Below are 17,028 nucleotides of genomic sequence, written 5' to 3'. Positions count from 1 at the left end.
TGTGTTCGTCGAGATCGGTCATTTCGCCCTGGCATTGGCGCTCGGCGTCGCGGTCGTCCAGACGATCGTGCCGCTCTGGGGCGTGGCCCGGAACGATCCGGCCCTGGCCTCGGTCGGTCCTGCGGCGGCGATCGCCAATTTCCTGCTGGTCGCGATTTCCTTCGGCTGCCTGATGGCGTCCTATGTGACGTCCGATTTCTCGGTCGAGAACGTCGCCGCCAACTCGCACTCGACGCAGCCGCTGATCTACAGGCTGACCTCCGTCTGGGGGAACCATGAGGGCTCGATGCTGCTCTGGGTCCTCATTCTCGTGCTGTTCGGCGCGTTGGTCGCGCTGTCGCGCCGCTCGCTGCCGCCGAAGCTGCGGGCCGGGGCGCTTGCGGCGCAAGGCAGCGTCAGCGTCGCCTTCCTCGCCTTCACGCTGCTGACCTCGAATCCGTTCCGCCGGCTTGTCCCGGCACCGGGCGAGGGGCAGGACCTCAACCCGATCCTGCAGGACCTCGGCCTCGCGATCCATCCGCCGCTGCTCTATGTCGGCTATGTCGGCTTCTCGATCACCTATGCCTTCGCCGTCGCGGCGTTGATCGAGGGCAAGATCGACGCGGTCTGGGCCCGAGCCGTCCGGCCCTGGACGCTTTTGGCCTGGACCTTCCTGACGCTCGGCATCGCCATGGGCTCCTACTGGGCCTATTACGAGCTCGGCTGGGGCGGCTGGTGGTTCTGGGACCCGGTCGAGAACGCCTCGCTGATGCCCTGGCTCGCCGGCACGGCGCTGATCCACTCGACCGTGGTGATGGAGAAGCGCGACGCGCTCAAGGTCTGGACGATCCTGCTCGCGATCCTGACCTTCTCGCTCTCGCTGCTCGGCACCTTCATCGTCCGCTCGGGCGTGCTGACCTCGGTGCACTCCTTCGCCAGCGACCCGCAGCGCGGCCTCTTCATCCTCGGCATCCTGATCGCCTTCATCGGCGGTTCGCTGGCGCTGTTCGCCTGGCGCGCGCCACTTCTGAAGCAGGGCGGCCTGTTCGCGCCGGTCTCGCGGGAGAGCGCGCTCGTCGTCAATAACCTCTTCCTGGCGACGGCCTGCGCCACCGTCTTCATCGGCACGCTCTATCCGCTCGTGCTGGAGATGGTCACCGGCGACAAGATCTCGGTCGGCCCGCCCTTCTTCAACGCCACCTTCGTGCCGCTGCTGGTGCCGCTCCTGCTGCTACTGCCGATCGGCCAGACCCTGGCCTGGAAGCGTGGCGATCTGCTTGGCGCCGCCCAGCGCGCCCAGGTCGCCTTCGGGCTCGGCGTCATTACGACGCTGGCGATCTTCGCCTTCGTGCGTGGCGGCCCGGTGCTGGCGCCGCTCGGTATCGGCCTCGGCGTCTTCCTCGTCGTCGGGGCGTTCTGGGAGGTCGGCGAACGCATCGTCGGCCGCGCCAGCGGCGCGTCGGCGATGCTGTCGCGGGCGAAGGGCCTGCCGCGCTCGGCCTGGGGCACAGCCCTCGGCCATGCCGGCGTCGGCATCAGCGTGATCGGCATCGCCGCCGTGGCCTGGGGCACCGAGTCGATCGGCATGCTCAAGGTCGGCGAGAGTCTGACCAGCGGCCGCTACACCGTGACGCTGGAGGCGGTGACGCCGCGCACCGGGCCGAATTATCGCGAGGACGCCGCCCGCTTCCGTATCCTCGCCAATGGCCGCGAGCTGAAGCCGGTCGAGGCGATGAAGCGCATCTACACGGCCCGCGCCATGCCGACCACCGAGGCCGGCATCCGTACCGTCGGGCTCGGGCAGGCCTATATCAGCCTCGGCGAACCGGACGCCAGCGGCGCCATCGCGGTCAAGCTGCACGACAAGCCGCTGATCCTGCTGATCTGGATCGGTGCGCTGGTGATGGCGGCGGGTGGTGCGCTCTCGCTCACCGATCGGCGCTTCCGGTTGGCCGCGCCGCGGCGCGTGGCGGCGCCGGCTGCATTTCCGCAGGCCGCCGAATGAGCCTGATGCGTAGGCTTCCGCTCCTCCTCGCGGGGCTGCTGGCCGTCTCGGCGCCGGCCCTTGCCGTGCAACCGAACGAGGTGCTGAAGAACCCGGCGCTGGAGCAGCGCGCGCGGGAGATCTCCTCCGGCCTGCGCTGCCTGGTCTGCCAGAACCAGTCGATCGACGATTCCGACGCGCCGCTCGCCAAGGATCTGCGCATCCTGGTGCGCGAACGGCTCACCGCCGGCGACAGCGACCGGGCCGTGATCGATTTCGTCGTGGCGCGCTATGGCGACTTCGTCCTGCTGCGCCCGCCGATGAATGCGCGCACCATCGCGCTCTGGGCCGCGCCCTTCCTGATCGTGCTGTTCGGAGCTGTCTTCCTCTGGCGCCGGCGCAACCGTGGTGTCGCGCCGGCCAGCGTCGCGCTGACGGCCGAGGAGCAGGCGAGATTGGACGAGTTGATGAAGCGCGGCGATTCTTGAGCAGACTCAGACCGAGATGCCGCACTGACGGTGCATTTCGCCTCTGATCGACGGCGTGAGATAGGCGCCCCATGTCATCTGGCCGGCGCGGAGCGAAGACGGGCCAACGCTGGCCTGGTTGGCGAAAACCCGCGCAAAGCAAGCGGCGGCCGGGCCGGAATAGCCGCGCGCGGCAGCGATCCTGAGACCGGCTTGGTACGCCCCGCCGCGATATTGCGATGTGACGGGGGCCGATTGCTGTCGCCTCTGCCTCAGATCGCCTAGCCTGTCGACGCCGCAGCGGCGTTGCTGCTCGGCGTTGTAGGCCGGTGTCGAGGCGGCGAACCAGCTTCTCCTCCCGTTGGGGTTTTCGACCACTACCGCATACTTGGCGAAGACCCGTCCATAGCAGTCGGCGTTGTCGTAGCCGCGGCGCTGCGCAAGGCGCACTCCGGTTTCATAGGCCGGCATGTCCTGAGCCAGGGCGCTCTCCCCGGCGGCCAGCAATGCGGCGAGGGCCATATATCCAATCGCGTGCTTCATGTCGGCCTGCTCTTATCGCGCGCATCGACCGTAGGGAGCATTGTGGCCGCGCCGGCGTCAAGCTGGCTCTCGCCCGGGCGGCGCGCCAACCTTACAAAACTGTCATCGTCGGGCGAAATCCAGGTAAGGCGCTGCCCGTCATGGTCCATCTCACGAAGCAGGGAAGGCCCTGCCTCCCGCATCGAGGTGAGAACCATGACCACCCAAGAGAACAATACCCCCGACACCACGACCCGCTCGCCGGCCACCGCCCGCTCGATCCTGAAGCGCGGCGCCATTGTCGCCGGCGCTGCGACGCTCAGCATCGGCCTGATGGCCGGCCTCGCCGACAATTTCCTCAATACCCACGGCGCCGCCAATGCGCAGCCGGTCCAGCTCTCGGGCCTGCAGCAGACGCAGCTGCCGTCGTTCGCCGACGTCGTCGATCGGGTCAAGCCGGCCGTCGTCTCCGTCCGCGTCAAGGCCAAGGTCGTCGCCAGCGCCAATGACGAGGGCGGCCCGGCCGGCATCGAGGGGCTGCCTCCCGGCCATCCGCTCGAGCGCTTCCTCCGCCGCTTCGGCGAGGAGGGCATGGGCCCGCGTGGGCCGCAGCAGCAACAGCCGCGCGTGCAGCTTTCGCAGGGCTCGGGCTTCTTCATCAGCCAGGACGGCTATGTCGTCACCAACAACCATGTCGTCGCCAATGCGGCTGAGGTCCAGCTCGTTACCGACGGCGGCAAGACGCTCTCGGCCAAGGTGATCGGCACCGATCCGCGCACCGATCTCGCGCTGCTCAAGGTCAACGAGTCCGGCAACTATCCGTTCGTCCAGCTCGCCTCGGGCAAGCCCCGCATCGGCGAGTGGGTTCTGGCGGTCGGTAACCCGTTCGGCCTCGGTGGCACCGTGACTGCGGGCATTGTCTCGGCCCAGGGACGCGATATCGGCTCCGGCCCTTATGACGACTTCCTGCAGATCGATGCGGCGGTGAATCGCGGCAATTCCGGCGGTCCGACCTTCAACCAGAAGGGTGAGGTCGTCGGCGTCAACACCGCGATCTACTCGCCTTCGGGCGGCAATGTCGGCATCGCCTTCGCGATCCCGGCGGCCACGGTGCAGAGCGTCGTCGAGCAGCTCAAGGAGCATGGCTCGGTCGCCCGCGGCTTCATCGGCGTGCAGATCCAGCCGGTCACCGCCGAAGTTGCCGACGCGATCGGCCTGAAGGATGCCAAGGGCGCCCTGATCGCCGAGGCGCAGGCCAACGGTCCTGCCGCCAAGGCTGGACTGAAGCGCGGCGACACCATCATCGCGGTCAACGGCGAGAAGATCGCCGATGCGCGCGAGCTGTCGAAGAAGATCGCGACCTTCGCGCCCGGCGCCAAGACCAGCCTGACGATCTGGCGCGATGGCAAGGAGCGTGAGGTCTCGTTCGAGGTCGGTCGCCAGCCGGCGGCCTGACCTGGGGCCCATCGAAGTCGGGGCATGCTCGGGCGCGTAGCGTCAGTCCACCTTGCAAGAGCATGTTCCGGGCGGATGGTTTCTCCCGGTTGTCACGTCGCCCCCTGCCGGGAATACCAGCCGTCACGGCGGCAGGTCGGATCGTCACCTCCGGCCTGCCGCTTTTCGTTTTGATGAGGTAGCGTGCCGCCATGCGACTCCTGATCGTTGAAGACGACGCCGAAGCGGCAGCCTATCTGGTCAAGGCCTTTCGCGAGGCCGGCCATGTTGCCGACCATGCCCCGGACGGGCTCGAGGGCTATGCCATGGCGCAGGGCGGCGGTTATGACGTGCTCGTCATCGACCGCATGCTGCCGCGCATGGACGGGCTCTCGGTGATCCGCTCCCTGCGCGAGCAGGGCGAGACCACGCCGGTGCTGATCCTGTCCGCGCTTGCCCAGGTCGACGACCGGGTGAAGGGCCTGCGCGCCGGCGGCGACGACTATCTGCCCAAGCCCTATGCCTTCTCCGAGTTGCTCGCCCGGGTCGAAGTGCTCTCGCGCCGCCGAGCGGCGCCGGCCTCCGAGCCGACGACCTATCGCATCGGCGATCTCCTGCTCGACCGGCTGGCGCATCGCGTCACCCGCGCCGGCGAGGAGATCGTGCTGCAGCCGCGCGAGTTCCGTCTGCTCGAATATCTGATGAAGCATGCCGGGCAGGTCGTGACCCGCACCATGCTGCTCGAGAACGTCTGGGATTACCATTTCGACCCGCAGACGAACGTCATCGACGTCCATGTCTCGCGCCTGCGCGCCAAGGTCGACAAGGGCTTCGAGCACCCGATGATCCACACCATCCGCGGCGCGGGATACATGGTCCGTGACACAGCTCGCTGACGGCCGGGCGGGGGAAGTGCAGCAGCCGACCGGCCGCCTGCGCTTCCTGCCGCATCTCGTCCGCACCACGGCCTTCAAGCTGACGGCGATCTATCTCGTCGTCTTCGCGGCCTTCGCCATCTTCGTGCTGGGCTATGTCGCCTGGAACGCCAAGAATCTGCTCGACGACCAGATCCGCTCGACCATCGACGCGGAGATTCAAGGGTTGGCCGAGCAGCAACGCCTCGGCGGCATCAGGCGGCTCGTCCAGGTCATCGAGCGGCGCTCGCGCGGGCCCGGCGCCTCGCTCTATCTCGTCACCACCCCGCTGGGCGAGCGCATCGCCGGCAATATCGAGGCCTTGCCGCCGGGCACGCTCGACCGCCAGGGCGAGAGCGAGATCGAATATGCCCGCTCCTCGGAAGCGCTGGACCAGACCAACCACGCCATCGTCCGCGTCTTCATGCTGCCGGCGGGTTTTCGCCTGCTGGTCGGGCGCGATGTCGAGGAGCGCGAGCGCCTGCGCGTCGTGATCAAGCGTGCCGCCGGCTGGTCGGTCCTGCTCGTCGTCGTGCTCGGCTGCTTCGCCGGCTGGTTCGTGGCGCGGCGCGTGCTGAAGCGCATCGACGGCATGAACGATACCGCCCGCTCGATCATGGCCGGCGACCTCAAGGGCCGGCTGGCCATCGCCGGCACAGGCGACGAGCTCGACCGGCTGGCCGGGAACCTCAACGCCATGCTCGACCGCATCGGCGAGCTGATGAGCGGCATGCAGCAGGTCACGGACAATATCGCCCATGACCTCAAGACGCCGCTGACTCGCCTGCGCAACCGTGCCGAGGAGGCGCTGCGCACGGCGCAATCGCCCGAGCAATTGCGCAGCGCGCTCGACGGAGCGATTGAGGAGGCGGACGGGCTGATCCGCGTCTTCAACGCGCTCTTGATGATCGCCCGTCTCGAAACCCGCCAGCTCAGCGACAGCATGGCCCCGCTCGACCTCGCCGAGATCGTCGACGGGCTCTCCGAGCTCTACGAGCCGCTGGCGGAGGAGGCAGGTCTCACCCTGTCGGCGTCCGTCGAGCCCGGCCTGTCGCTCACCGGCAATCGCGAGCTGATCGGCCAGACGCTGGCCAACCTGATCGACAACGCGCTGAAATACGGCAAGCCGGAGGGCGATGCGCCGGCGACGGTCGTGGTGACGGCGCGGCGTGTCGGTGACATGGTCGAGCTCGGTGTCGCCGATCATGGCGCCGGCATCCCCGAGGCCGATCGCGGCCGCGTGCTGGAGCGTTTCGTCAGGCTCGACCAGAGCCGCAGCAAGCCGGGCTTCGGGCTCGGGCTCGCCTTGGCATCTGCCGTCGCGCATCTGCATGGCGGTGCGATCCGCCTGTCGGACAACGCACCTGGGCTCGATGTCGTGATGTCGCTGCCTGCCGCGCCTTCTGTGGACAGGCAGCCCGCAGAGGTGCCTGCGGGCTCGACATCGCAACCGGATGGGGCAGGGTTCCAGTCGGCTTGACGAAGGGCTAAGGCTCGCTCAGCCGGTCGACGCGGAGGTCAGTGTGGGCGAGCCCTTATGCGAACGCCTGAAGGCGGCGCCTGTCCTGCCGGCCCGCGGCAAGGTCGAGGCGCTCTGGCGCGAGGAGCTGATCGAGCGCCTGTTCGATGCCGATGCCGGCGAGCGGCTGGTTGCGCATCTCACAGCCAACGAGGCTTCGGCAACTCTGGTCGCCGGCATCCTCGCGCACTCGCCCTTCCTTACCCAGATCATGCGGCGCGATCCGGAAGGGCTCCTCACCTCGCTGACCACCGATCCCGGCGAGCGCCGTGACGCGCTGCTCTCCGGCATCGCCGCCTTCGCCACGGCGGAGACGGCGACCGCCGACCTGATGCGCGAACTCCGTCGCTTCCGGCAGGCGATGGCGCTCCTGCTCGCACTCGCCGATATCGGCGGCGTCTGGACGGTGGAGACTGTGACCGCCGCGCTCAGCGCCACCGCCGACATGGCGGTCAAGCTCGCCAGCGAGCACGCGCTGCACCAGGCTGCCGGCCTCGGCCGCATCGAGCTTCCCGACCCGGCCGAGCCCGGCAAGGGCTCGGGCCTTGTCGTGCTGGCGCTGGGCAAGCATGGCGCCGGTGAGCTGAACTACTCCTCCGACATCGACATCGTCGTCTTCTTCGACCCGGAGATGGCCGAAGCCGCCGGCGTCGCCGAGCCCACCAGCTTCTTCGTCAAGCTCACCCAGCAGATCGCCCGCATCATCCAGGAGCGCACGCCTGACGGCTACGTCTTCCGCGTCGATCTGCGCCTGCGGCCCGATCCCGGCTCTACCCATGTCGCCGTCGCCCTGCCGACGGCCTACGCCTATTACGAGACAGTCGGCCAGAACTGGGAACGCGCCGCGATGATCAAGGCGCGCCCGGTCGCCGGCGACATCGAGCTCGGCCGCCGCTTCATCGCCGACCTCGCCCCCTTCATCTGGCGCAAGTATTTCGACTTCGCCGCCATCGCCGACATCCATGCGATGAAGCGCCAGATCCAGTCGGTGAAGGGCTTCGAGACGCTCAGCCTGCCCGGCCACAACGTCAAGCTCGGCCGCGGCGGCATCCGCGAGATCGAGTTCTTCGTCCAGACCCAGCAGCTCGTCTTCGGCGGCCGGCGTCCGGCCTTGCGCGGGCCTCGTACGCTCGAAATGCTCGGTGAGTTGACGAAAGAGAACTGGATCAGCCCGCAGGCCCGCGATGAGCTGACTGAATCCTATTGCTGGCTGCGCACCATCGAGCACCGGCTGCAGATGCGCCATGACGAGCAGACGCAGACCCTGCCGACGGATGCCGTCGATCTCGACGCCTTCGCCCGCTTCTGCGGCTACCCCTCGGCCAAGGCCTTCGGCAAGGATCTGGAGGCGCATGCCAGGCGCGTCGAGGGCCATTACGCCCTGCTGTTCGAGGACGCGCCCAGCCTCGCCAGCGAAGCCGGCTCGCTCTCCTTCACCGGTACCGAGAACGATCCCGAGACGTTGGCGACCCTCGGCAAACTCGGCTTCCGCCAGCCGGCGACGGCGGCCGAGACGGTGCGCGGCTGGCACTTCGGCCGCCGCGCCGCCGTTACCAGCGCTCGCGCCCGTGAGGTGCTGACCGAGCTGACGCCGGCGCTGCTCGTTGCGCTCGGCCGCACCACCGACCCCGATGGCGCGCTGGCCCATCTCGACAACGCCTTCGTGCGCATGCCGGCCGCGGTCGAGCTCCTAACCCTGCTGCGCTCGCATGATGCGCTGCTGCAACTCTTCGCCGAGATCCTCGGCAGCGCCCCGCGCCTTGCCAAGGTCGCGGCGCTCTATCCGCATGTGCTCGACGCGGTGATCGACCCCGCCTTCAGCGCCCCGCGCCACGATGCCGAGCGGGTGGCGCAGCGCGTTCGCGCTGTGGTCGGCACGCCGCCGCCCAGTGTCGAGGACGGGCTCGACCGCATGCGCGACGCCGCAAGGCAGGAGAACTTCCTGGTCGGTGCCAGGCTGCTCTCCGGCGTGATCAATGCCGAGCAGGCGGCGCAGGGCTATGCCGCAGCAGCCGCTGCCAGCATCCGCGTTGCTTTCGACGATACCCGCGCCGCCTTGGCCGCCGACCATGGCCTCGTGGCGGGGGCGGAAGCTGTCGTGCTCGGCATGGGGCGGCTAGGTGCCGGCGAGCTCACCCCGTCATCCGATCTCGATTTGATGCTGCTTTACGACCGGCCGGAGGATGCCGAGGTCAGCGACGGCAGGCGTCCGCTCGATCCGGTGACCTGGCATGTCCGCTTCACCCAGCGCTTCGTCGCGGCGCTGACCGTGCCGACGCGGCGCGGCACGCTTTACCAGGTCGACATGCGCCTGCGACCCGCCGGCAACAAGAGCCCGGCGGCGACGCAGTTCGGCGGCTTCACCGCCTATCACCAGGGCGAGGCCGAGATCTGGGAGGAGATGGCGCTGACCCGCGCCCGGGTCGTCGCTGGAGATGCCGGCCTGCGGGAGAAGGTCGAAGCCGCGATCCGCGAGATCCTGCTGCGCAAGCGCGAGCCGGCCAAGGTCGCGGCCGCCGTCGCCGAGATGCGGGCGCTGATCGCCAAGGAGAAGGGCGAGAGCGACGCCTGGGACCTGAAGCTCGCAGCCGGCGGGCTGACCGATCTCGACTTCCTGGCGCAGTACCTTGTGCTCGCCCATGGCCACGGCCATCCGCAACTGCTTGCCCGCACCACGTCGGGCGTCTTCGCCGCGGCGCGGGAGACCGGAGTCATCGCCACTGCCGACGCCGAGCGGCTCGCGAGTGCGGCCCGCTTCATCGGCGACGTCCAGCTCTGGCAGCGTTTCGCGGTGGAGGAGAGCTTCGATCCCAAGGCGGTGCCGGGGCGTGTTCTGAGCCGGATCGCGACGGCGGTTGGCCTGCCGGATGCCAAGGTGCTGAAGGCCGAGCTCGACGAAACCCGCAGCGCCGTGCGGGCGATCTTCCGGCGCCTCCTGGGGACGGGACGGGCGCCGTCCTGACCAGCGCTGCGTTCTACTCCGCCGCCAGCGAGTCGGCGCCGCCACTCTGCTCCATCCGCGCCCCCTTGGTCTTGTGCGATGGCGCACGTACGACCCGGTTCCGGCCCTCCTGCTTGGCGCGATAGAGCGCTGCGTCGGAATGGGCCAGCAGATCGCGGCTGGAGTTCGAGGTCGCGGGGACGCAGGCGACGCCCAGCGAAGCCGAGACCTGCGCTCCATTCGGTTCCGATAGGGCTTCGATGCTGGCCCGGATGCGCTCGGCCTTCTGCGCCGCCATGTCGAGCCCGCAATTGGGCAGCACGACGATCAGCTCCTCGCCGCCATAGCGGCAGGCGATGTCGGTCTCGCGCAGCTGGTTGATGATCGCCGCCGCGGAATCGCGCAGCACGGCGTCACCCTTGGCGTGGCCGTATTGGTCGTTGAGGCGCTTGAAGTGGTCGAGGTCGATCATGATCACCGAGACCTCGGTCCGCTCGCGTTCGGCGAGGCGCACCACCCGTTCGAGCGCGTCTTCCATGTAGCGGCGGTTATAGAGCCCGGTCAGTGGATCGCGCAGTGCCTGGCTGCGCAGCTTATCGCGCAGCGCGATGTTCGAGAGCGCGAGCGACATTGCATCGGCAAGCGCAGTGCCGATGCCGGCCGCCCCTTCGAGCCGCCGGTCCGCTTCGGCGCCGCTGCAATAGAGCTGCAGCAGGCCGAGGATTTCGCCGCGGGCGATCATTGGGATTTCGAGGGCGCGGTCGCTGACGATGTGATGCTCGCAGCAGAGGTTATGCGAGCCGGGACGGTTCATATGCGGCTTGCCGCGCTTCAGGGCCCAGCATTGCTGCAGCCCGATGGAGTCGGGCAGCGCCTCGAGCTCCTCCCGTCCCCATGTCGTCGAGAGCGCCAGCCGGTCGCGCGAGTTGTTGAAGACGTAGAGCGCCCCGCCGAGGTCGGGGATGAGCTCGGCGGCCGTCGCGCGCAGGACGGCATTGGCGTCGGTGTGGTCGAGCGCGCTCTGCAGCATCTCGGTCATGCCGAACAGGCGCGAAACCTGCTCGCGCGACGCGTTCGCATTGGCGACGGCGAGGTCGCGAGTCCTGGCATCGCGTGCGCTGCTGCGCGAGGCGCCCATGAAGGCCAGGATGCAGAAAGCGCCCGTCATGATCTGAAGTCCGAGCACGATACTCGTTGCGCGCTCGATGTTGGCGTTGAACGAGGCTTCGAGCGCTTCTTTCCTGGTCAGATCCGCAAGGATCGCCCGGGTCAGGACCGTGACGTGGCGTTCGATTCCGCGAGCACCGTAGAGCGATTGCGCGATCTCGGGCTGTTTCGCGGCGACGGCGGAGACGACATCGGCCCAGCCGGCCTTGAGTGCGGTGATGATCACGGGGGTCGGTATTTCGTCGCTTCCGCGCAAGGCGGTTGCGGGGAAGCTGTCATCGGCGAAGGTGTTCAACCGGTTGAGTGTTTGCGCGTATCTGAGCAGGTTGGGTTCGCTGTCGCGCCGGATCATCAGCTCGGCGACCGCTGCACCGGTTTCCATCACGGCCTGGCGCGCCACACGCAAGGTTCGCGTGCTCTTGCGCTCTTCCTCGACCTTCGCCTCCTGGTAGCTGATGAAGATGAACCCCGAGATGACGAGTGCGATCATCACGGACAGGAAGGCGATCGTCACGGCTGCCGAACGTCCGAGCGCTGTGCCGGCGTGTTGGGAGGCTGGTGGACGGTCGCTGTCGAACTTGCCCTGCATCGATCCAAAACTCGAGGAGACGCTCCGGCTGGCCGCCGATATGAGCATCGCAGAACGAGGCTTGCCGCAGGGCGGTTTAGGCTTCGTCAAGGGGCGCGGTTAAGCCGCATCTAAGAAGGTCGCGACGTTTTATGCCTTCTTGATGGCGGCTGCAGCGCCGGGCGCCAGGTTCAGGCGGCCTCCGCCACGACCTTGCCGGCGTCCTGCCGAAGCGGCAGGTGGACCATTACGATGGTGCCCGAACCCATGATCGAGCGGACACGCAGCGAGCCGCCATGCAGTTCCGCCAGCGAACGGGCGATGGCAAGGCCGAGGCCGGAGCCGCCATGGCTGCGGATGAGATCGCCCTCGACCTGCTCGAACGGGCGCCCGATCCGGCCGAGCTTCTCGCGCGGGATGCCGATGCCGCTATCTTCGACATAGAGGTTGAGGGCGCCCGGCGCCGGCTTGAGCCGGACCGCGATCCGGCCGCCCTCGGGCGTGAACTTGATGGCGTTGTCGACGAGGTTGCCGACGATCTGGAAGAGGGCATGCGCATCGGCCTCGAGGCGCATGTCGCTGCCGAGCTCGCTGGTGAGGGAGAGCCGCTTGCGGGTGATCTCCTCGCGATGGCAGCTGATCGCCTCGCCGACCACGAGATCCAGCGCGACATCGGTCTTTTCGAGCTCGATCTTGCCGGCCTCGATCCGGGCCATGTTCAGGATGTCGTTGATCACGGCGAGCAGGTAGCCGCCGCTGGAGCGGATGTCGCGGACATATTCGACATAGCGCTCGGAGCCGAGCGGACCGAACAGCCCGTCATCCATGATCTCGGAGAAGCCGAGGATGGCATTGAGCGGCGTGCGCAGCTCATGGCTCATGTTGGCGAGGAATTCGGACTTGGCGCGGTTGGCGCTTTCGGCGGCGGCCTTCTGCTCCAGATAGAGCTCGGCGAGTTCCGCGAGCTGCTGCGCCTGTGCTTCGAGTTTCTGGCGCGAGGCCTTGACGTCGGTGACGGTCTTGAGCAGCTCGTGCTCGGAGCGGGTCAGGCGCTCCTCCTGCTGCTTCAGCATGGTGATGTCGGTGCCGACCGAGACCGAGCCGCCATCCTTGGTGCGGCGGCCGTTGATCTGCAGCCAGCGCCCGTCCGAGAGCTTTGCCTCGTAGGAATGGCTGCCGGAGCCGGCGCGCACGCTGCGGACCGGCTCGCGGTCGATGCTCGGCTGGGCGCTGTGGCTCATGATCTGCTCATAGGTCGTGCCTGTGCGCACCAGCTCGGGCGACAGCATGTGCAACTGCTGGTATTTGGCGTTGCAGAGCACGAGCTTCTGTTCGGCGTCCCAGAGCACGAAGGCTTCCGAGATCGCCTCGACCGCGTCGCGCAGGCGGGCGTCGGCGGTGGCGGTGCGGGCGGCCATGCGGCGCTGCTCGGAGATGTCGACGACGATGCCGACGAGATGCTGCGCGCCGGTGCGCCGGTCGGTGACGAGCTCGGCCCGCGCCTTGAGCCAGACCCATTCGCCCGAGGCGTTGCGGACGCGGAATTCCTGGTCGAGATGGTCGGTCTCGCCGCGGCTGACCGCATCGGCCAGGCCATAGAGGTCGGCATCCTCGGGGTGGATGAAGGCATTGACCTCGCCGAAGGACATGAACTCGCCGGCACGGTCATAGCCGAGCATGGCGTACATCGAATCCGACCAGTACATCCGGCCCTTGGCGAGGTCCCAGTCCCACAGGCCGCAATGGCCACGGCTCAGTGCCGTGTCGATGCGGTCGCGCACGCAGTCGCAATCCTCATCGGCGGCGCGGGCGCGGCGCGATTGCAGCACGAAGGCGGCGGTGATACCGGCGAGCACGATCGCGGCCGAGCCGAACAGAACGAGGATGGAGCGTCGGCGCTCGTCCCAGATCGAGAGCGCGCGCTTGACCGGATGCAGCACAGCGACCTGGCCGAGCGGGGCGGCGAGGTTGCGCACGGTGGCGAGTGTCTCGATCCCGCCAGGAAGCGTGATCGGCATCACGCCGGCGCGGTCGGCGAAGACGGTCAATGCCTGCCCGGGGCCGAGCACGTCGACCAGGTTGCGCTCGCTTGTGCCAATCGCCGGCTCACTGGCGACCAGCCGGCCGGCGGCGTCGCTGACATAGACGATGCGGCCGCGGCCGGCGATATGCTTGGTCGTCAGGGGGGCGAGGGCGCGGTCCGGGCGCTTGTCGTCTTTCGAGGCAAGATCGATCTCACGCGCAAGCAATGCGGAAAGTGCTTCGAGATCGACCGCGGCATCGTCGAGCGCGTCATCGCGCAGGGCCGAGGTTTGGATGTAGGCGCCGAAGGCGAGGAGCAGGACGAAGCCTGCGACAAGTGCCGGAATGACTTTCCGGAAGGTCGGTTCCATCTGCTCGAAGCGCTGATAAAGCGGATGCGTCAGGGATCGTGCTACGCCCAGAACTGAATTTGCGCGCACGTGTGCGCAAGCCGCGTCTGCACGCGTCATGCCCGTCCCCCTTCGGAAGCGATGTACCGACAGTAAGATCGAGAGACGTGCCGCATCCCCGAATCACAGCCAGTTGAATCCGCAGGACTCGCTTTGTCTAGCGGAAACTACACCCTCGAAGCTGTTTTGCGCGCGCTGGTTGTGGTGACGAATCGGTTGAATCCTGCGCGCGCAGGACTTCGTTAACCTTTGGCTGAGCAGGCGGTTAACGGGCGATTCCCAGGGGGCGGCGAAGCGCCAAAAAGGGCCCGTGGAAGGCGCGGGAAAACCCTCCCCGCAAGGGGGAGGGGAGGAGCCTGCACGATAGGTCCTTCGCGTAGGGCGAAAGGGAGAAGAAGCGCGTTGACCGTCGGCTCAACCTAGCGAGCGGGCGGCGATATCGGAGACATCGCGGGACAGGTTGGGCGTCGCTCCAACCATGCGCAGCGCAGCCTCGGCCTTGGCCCGGCGGCCGGCCTCCAGCATGCGCCAGCTCTTGAACGAACCGAGCAGGCGTGAGGCGACCTGAGGGTTGGTCCGGTCGAGCGCGATGACGATGTCGGCGACGAAGGCATAGCCTTCGCCATCGGCGCGGTTGAACTGGGTCAGGTTCGCCGCGAAGCCGCCGATCAGGCCGCGCACCCGGTTCGGATTGCCGAGCGAGAAGGCGGAGTGGCTCATCAACCCCTTCACACGGGCGAGCGTGCCGTCCTCCGCGATCAGCGCCTGCGCCATCAGCCATTTGTCGAGAACCAGCGGCTCGCGGGCATAGAGCTCGCCGAAGCGGGCGATCAGATCCTCACGTTCGGTTCCGGGGATCAGCGTCATCGCGGCGAGTGCCGCGAGCCGGTCGGTCAGGTTGTCGGCCTCGGTGAACTGCGCCAGCGCCAGCCGCGCACCTTCGGCCGGAGCCCCCAGTGCGATCAGGCCGAGCGCTTCGTTGCGCAAGGCGCGCCGTCCGGCCGGAGCCGCCGCCGGGGAATAGGGGCCCCGATCGGCGAGGTCTTGGCGCAGGGCCGCAAGCTGGTTCGCAACCGCGGCGCCGATCGCAGCCGAGAGCCGGCGATGGGCGCCATGCACGACATCCGGATCGACATCGCGGCCGATCTCGCGAGCGATGTCGGCCGGAGCCGGCAAGCGCAGCACCTGCGCGGCGAAGGCGGGATCGGCGAGGGCCGGGCCGGCGAGGAGGCTGGAGAGCGCCTTGGCGAGGTCGGTCGCGGTCGCATCGAGTGTCGAGCCATCGCCCTTGCCGGCTCGTACCAGCGCCCGTGTCGCGACCGTCTGCAGCGCCTGCCAGCGGTTGAAGGAATCGCTGTCGGCACTGAACAGCCGCAGCAGCTCACTGTCGCCGAGGTCGAGCTCGAGCCGGACAGGGGCCGAGAAGCCGCGCAGCAGCGACGGCGTCGGTGCTTCCGGCAGGTCGGTGAAGGTCACCGACAGCGAGGGTTGGTCGAGCACCATCACGCCACCGGCTTTCAGCGCCGGCGAGATGCTGATCAGCGGCAGGTCGCCACCCTTGCCGACGAGGCCGAGCGCGACGGGAATGACCACCGGCTTCTTCTCGGACTGGCCGGGCGTCGCCGGCGTCGATTGCGCCAGCTGCAGCGTATAGCTCTTCGCCTGCGCATCGTATTTGCCGGAAGCGACCACGGTCGGCGTGCCCGCCTGTTCGTACCACCCGGCGAAATGGGCGAGATCCTGGCCGGAGGCCTCGACGAAGCAGTCGAGGAATTCCTCGATCGTCGCAGCCGTGCCGTCGCAGCGCTCGAAATAGAGATCCATGCCGCGCGCGAAGGCGTCCTTGCCGATCAGTACCTTGAGCATGCGGATCAGTTCCGCGCCCTTCTCGTAGACCGTCGGCGTGTAGAAGTTGTTGATCTCCTTGTAGGCGCGCGGCCGGACCGGATGGGCGAGGGGCCCGGCATCCTCGGAGAACTGCGTGGAGCGCAGGGTGCGGACATCAGCGATGCGCTTCACCGGGCGCGAGCGCTCGTCGGAGGAGAATTCCTGGTCGCGGAAGACGGTGAGCCCTTCCTTCAGGCAGAGCTGGAACCAGTCGCGGCAGGTGATGCGGTTGCCGGTCCAGTTGTGGAAGTACTCATGCGCGATGATCGCCTCGATGGAGGCATAGTCGCCATCGCTCGCCGTCAGCGGGTCGGCCAGCACGTATTTGTCGTTGAAGATGTTGAGGCCCTTGTTCTCCATCGCCCCCATGTTGAAGTCGGACACGGCGACGACGTTGAACACGTCGAGATCGTAGTTGCGGCCGAAGACGCGCTCATCCCAGCGCATGCAACGCACGAGGCTGTCGAGCGCCCAGCCGGCGCGCCCGGCCTTGCCCGGTTCGACATAGACCGCGAGCTCGACCTTGTGGCCGTCGGCGGTGACATAAGGCTGCCGGACATGGTCGAGCTTGCCGCCGACCAGCGCGAACAGATAGGCCGGCTTCGGATGGGGATCGTGCCAGACGGCAAAATGGCGCTCGCCGCCGGGCAACTCGGCCGCTGCGACGAGATTGCCGTTGGAGAGCAGCACCGGCGCCTGCGCCTTCGCCGCTTCGAGACGGACCGTGTAGACGCTCATCACGTCGGGACGATCGAGGAAATAGGTGATGCGGCGGAAGCCGTCGGCCTCGCATTGCGTGCAGTAGACGCCGCTGGAGCGGTAGAGCCCCATCAGCTTGGTATTGGCGCCGGGGTCGAGCGTCGTCTCGATCCTGAGCGAGAAGGCCCGCGCCGGCGGCGCCTGGATCGTCAGCCCCTGCGGCGAGAGGGAGTAAAGGGAAGGGTCGAGCGGGACCTCGTCCAGCAGGATGGAATCGGGTGTCAGCTCGTCGCCGTCGAGCACGAGCGGCGCCCCGGCATGGCCGGCCGGGTTTGGCCGCAACTGCAGTTGGGAGCGCACCCTGGTCCGCGTCGGATCGAGAACGATATCGAGATCGACAGTGTCGATCAGCCAGTCCGAGGGGCGATAGTCCTCGAGGCGGATCAGCGGGGCGTCTTCGGCGCGCATGGGCTCGGCTCGCTTCCTTCAGTCGCTCTTATCTATGAGGCCCGGGG

The 17,028-nt window shown here is 67.9% G+C and carries 10 protein-coding genes; 6 read left to right on the top strand and 4 right to left on the bottom strand.

The window, feature by feature from the left end; all coding sequences use genetic code 11:
* Nucleotide 1: 1 nt before the first annotated feature.
* Both VGV58_RS27660 and VGV58_RS27655 read left to right on the top strand, forming a co-directional pair.
* Nucleotides 2-1,984 carry a heme lyase CcmF/NrfE family subunit gene (locus tag VGV58_RS27660; protein ID WP_326877279.1) on the top strand — a complete coding sequence of 661 codons (1,983 nt, stop codon included), beginning with the start codon at nucleotides 2-4 and terminating at the stop codon, nucleotides 1,982-1,984.
* Nucleotides 1,985-1,986: 2 nt separating this feature from the next.
* Nucleotides 1,987-2,451, top strand: a complete 465-nt coding sequence (locus tag VGV58_RS27655; protein ID WP_414644149.1) for a cytochrome c-type biogenesis protein — start codon at nucleotides 1,987-1,989, stop codon at nucleotides 2,449-2,451.
* Between the two features lie 6 nt (nucleotides 2,452-2,457).
* Here the strand turns inward: VGV58_RS27655 and VGV58_RS27650 are convergent, their stop codons facing one another.
* Nucleotides 2,458-2,973 (bottom strand): hypothetical protein, encoded by a 516-nt coding sequence (locus VGV58_RS27650; protein WP_326877277.1) that lies wholly within the window; start codon nucleotides 2,971-2,973, stop codon nucleotides 2,458-2,460.
* A 195-nt stretch (nucleotides 2,974-3,168) separates the two neighbouring features.
* Between VGV58_RS27650 and VGV58_RS27645 the strand changes: the two genes are divergently transcribed.
* The 4 genes from VGV58_RS27645 to VGV58_RS27630 all read left to right on the top strand — a co-directional run bounded on the left by VGV58_RS27645 (nucleotide 3,169) and on the right by VGV58_RS27630 (nucleotide 9,781).
* Nucleotides 3,169-4,407 carry a trypsin-like peptidase domain-containing protein gene (locus VGV58_RS27645; RefSeq protein ID WP_414644141.1) on the top strand — a complete coding sequence of 413 codons (1,239 nt, stop codon included), beginning with the start codon at nucleotides 3,169-3,171 and terminating at the stop codon, nucleotides 4,405-4,407.
* A gap of 191 nt (nucleotides 4,408-4,598) precedes the next feature.
* Nucleotides 4,599-5,282 carry a response regulator transcription factor gene (locus tag VGV58_RS27640; protein ID WP_326877276.1) on the top strand — a complete coding sequence of 228 codons (684 nt, stop codon included), beginning with the start codon at nucleotides 4,599-4,601 and terminating at the stop codon, nucleotides 5,280-5,282.
* A gap of 16 nt (nucleotides 5,283-5,298) precedes the next feature.
* The gene (locus VGV58_RS27635) at nucleotides 5,299-6,780 is read left to right on the top strand and encodes a HAMP domain-containing sensor histidine kinase (protein ID WP_326877401.1); all 1,482 of its coding nucleotides are present in this window, start codon (nucleotides 5,299-5,301) and stop codon (nucleotides 6,778-6,780) included.
* A 43-nt stretch (nucleotides 6,781-6,823) separates the two neighbouring features.
* On the top strand, nucleotides 6,824-9,781 hold the full coding sequence (locus tag VGV58_RS27630; protein WP_326877275.1) for a bifunctional [glutamine synthetase] adenylyltransferase/[glutamine synthetase]-adenylyl-L-tyrosine phosphorylase: 2,958 nt from the start codon (nucleotides 6,824-6,826) through the stop codon (nucleotides 9,779-9,781).
* Between the two features lie 13 nt (nucleotides 9,782-9,794).
* Here VGV58_RS27630 and VGV58_RS27625 read toward each other — a convergent pair whose 3' ends face one another.
* The 3 genes from VGV58_RS27625 to pepN form a co-directional block, all read right to left on the bottom strand.
* Nucleotides 9,795-11,441: a GGDEF domain-containing protein gene (locus VGV58_RS27625; RefSeq protein ID WP_326877274.1), complete on the bottom strand. Its 1,647-nt coding sequence runs from the start codon at nucleotides 11,439-11,441 to the stop codon at nucleotides 9,795-9,797.
* Between the two features lie 245 nt (nucleotides 11,442-11,686).
* Nucleotides 11,687-13,888 carry a PAS domain-containing sensor histidine kinase gene (locus VGV58_RS27620; protein WP_326877273.1) on the bottom strand — a complete coding sequence of 734 codons (2,202 nt, stop codon included), beginning with the start codon at nucleotides 13,886-13,888 and terminating at the stop codon, nucleotides 11,687-11,689.
* A 453-nt stretch (nucleotides 13,889-14,341) separates the two neighbouring features.
* Nucleotides 14,342-16,981 carry an aminopeptidase N gene (gene pepN, locus VGV58_RS27615; RefSeq protein WP_326877272.1) on the bottom strand — a complete coding sequence of 880 codons (2,640 nt, stop codon included), beginning with the start codon at nucleotides 16,979-16,981 and terminating at the stop codon, nucleotides 14,342-14,344.
* Nucleotides 16,982-17,028 lie beyond the last annotated feature (47 nt).

The sequence above is a fragment of the Allobosea sp. genome, from assembly GCF_035944895.1.
GTDB lineage: Bacteria > Pseudomonadota > Alphaproteobacteria > Rhizobiales > Beijerinckiaceae > Allobosea.
This window is presented reverse-complemented; position numbering and strand designations above follow the sequence as displayed.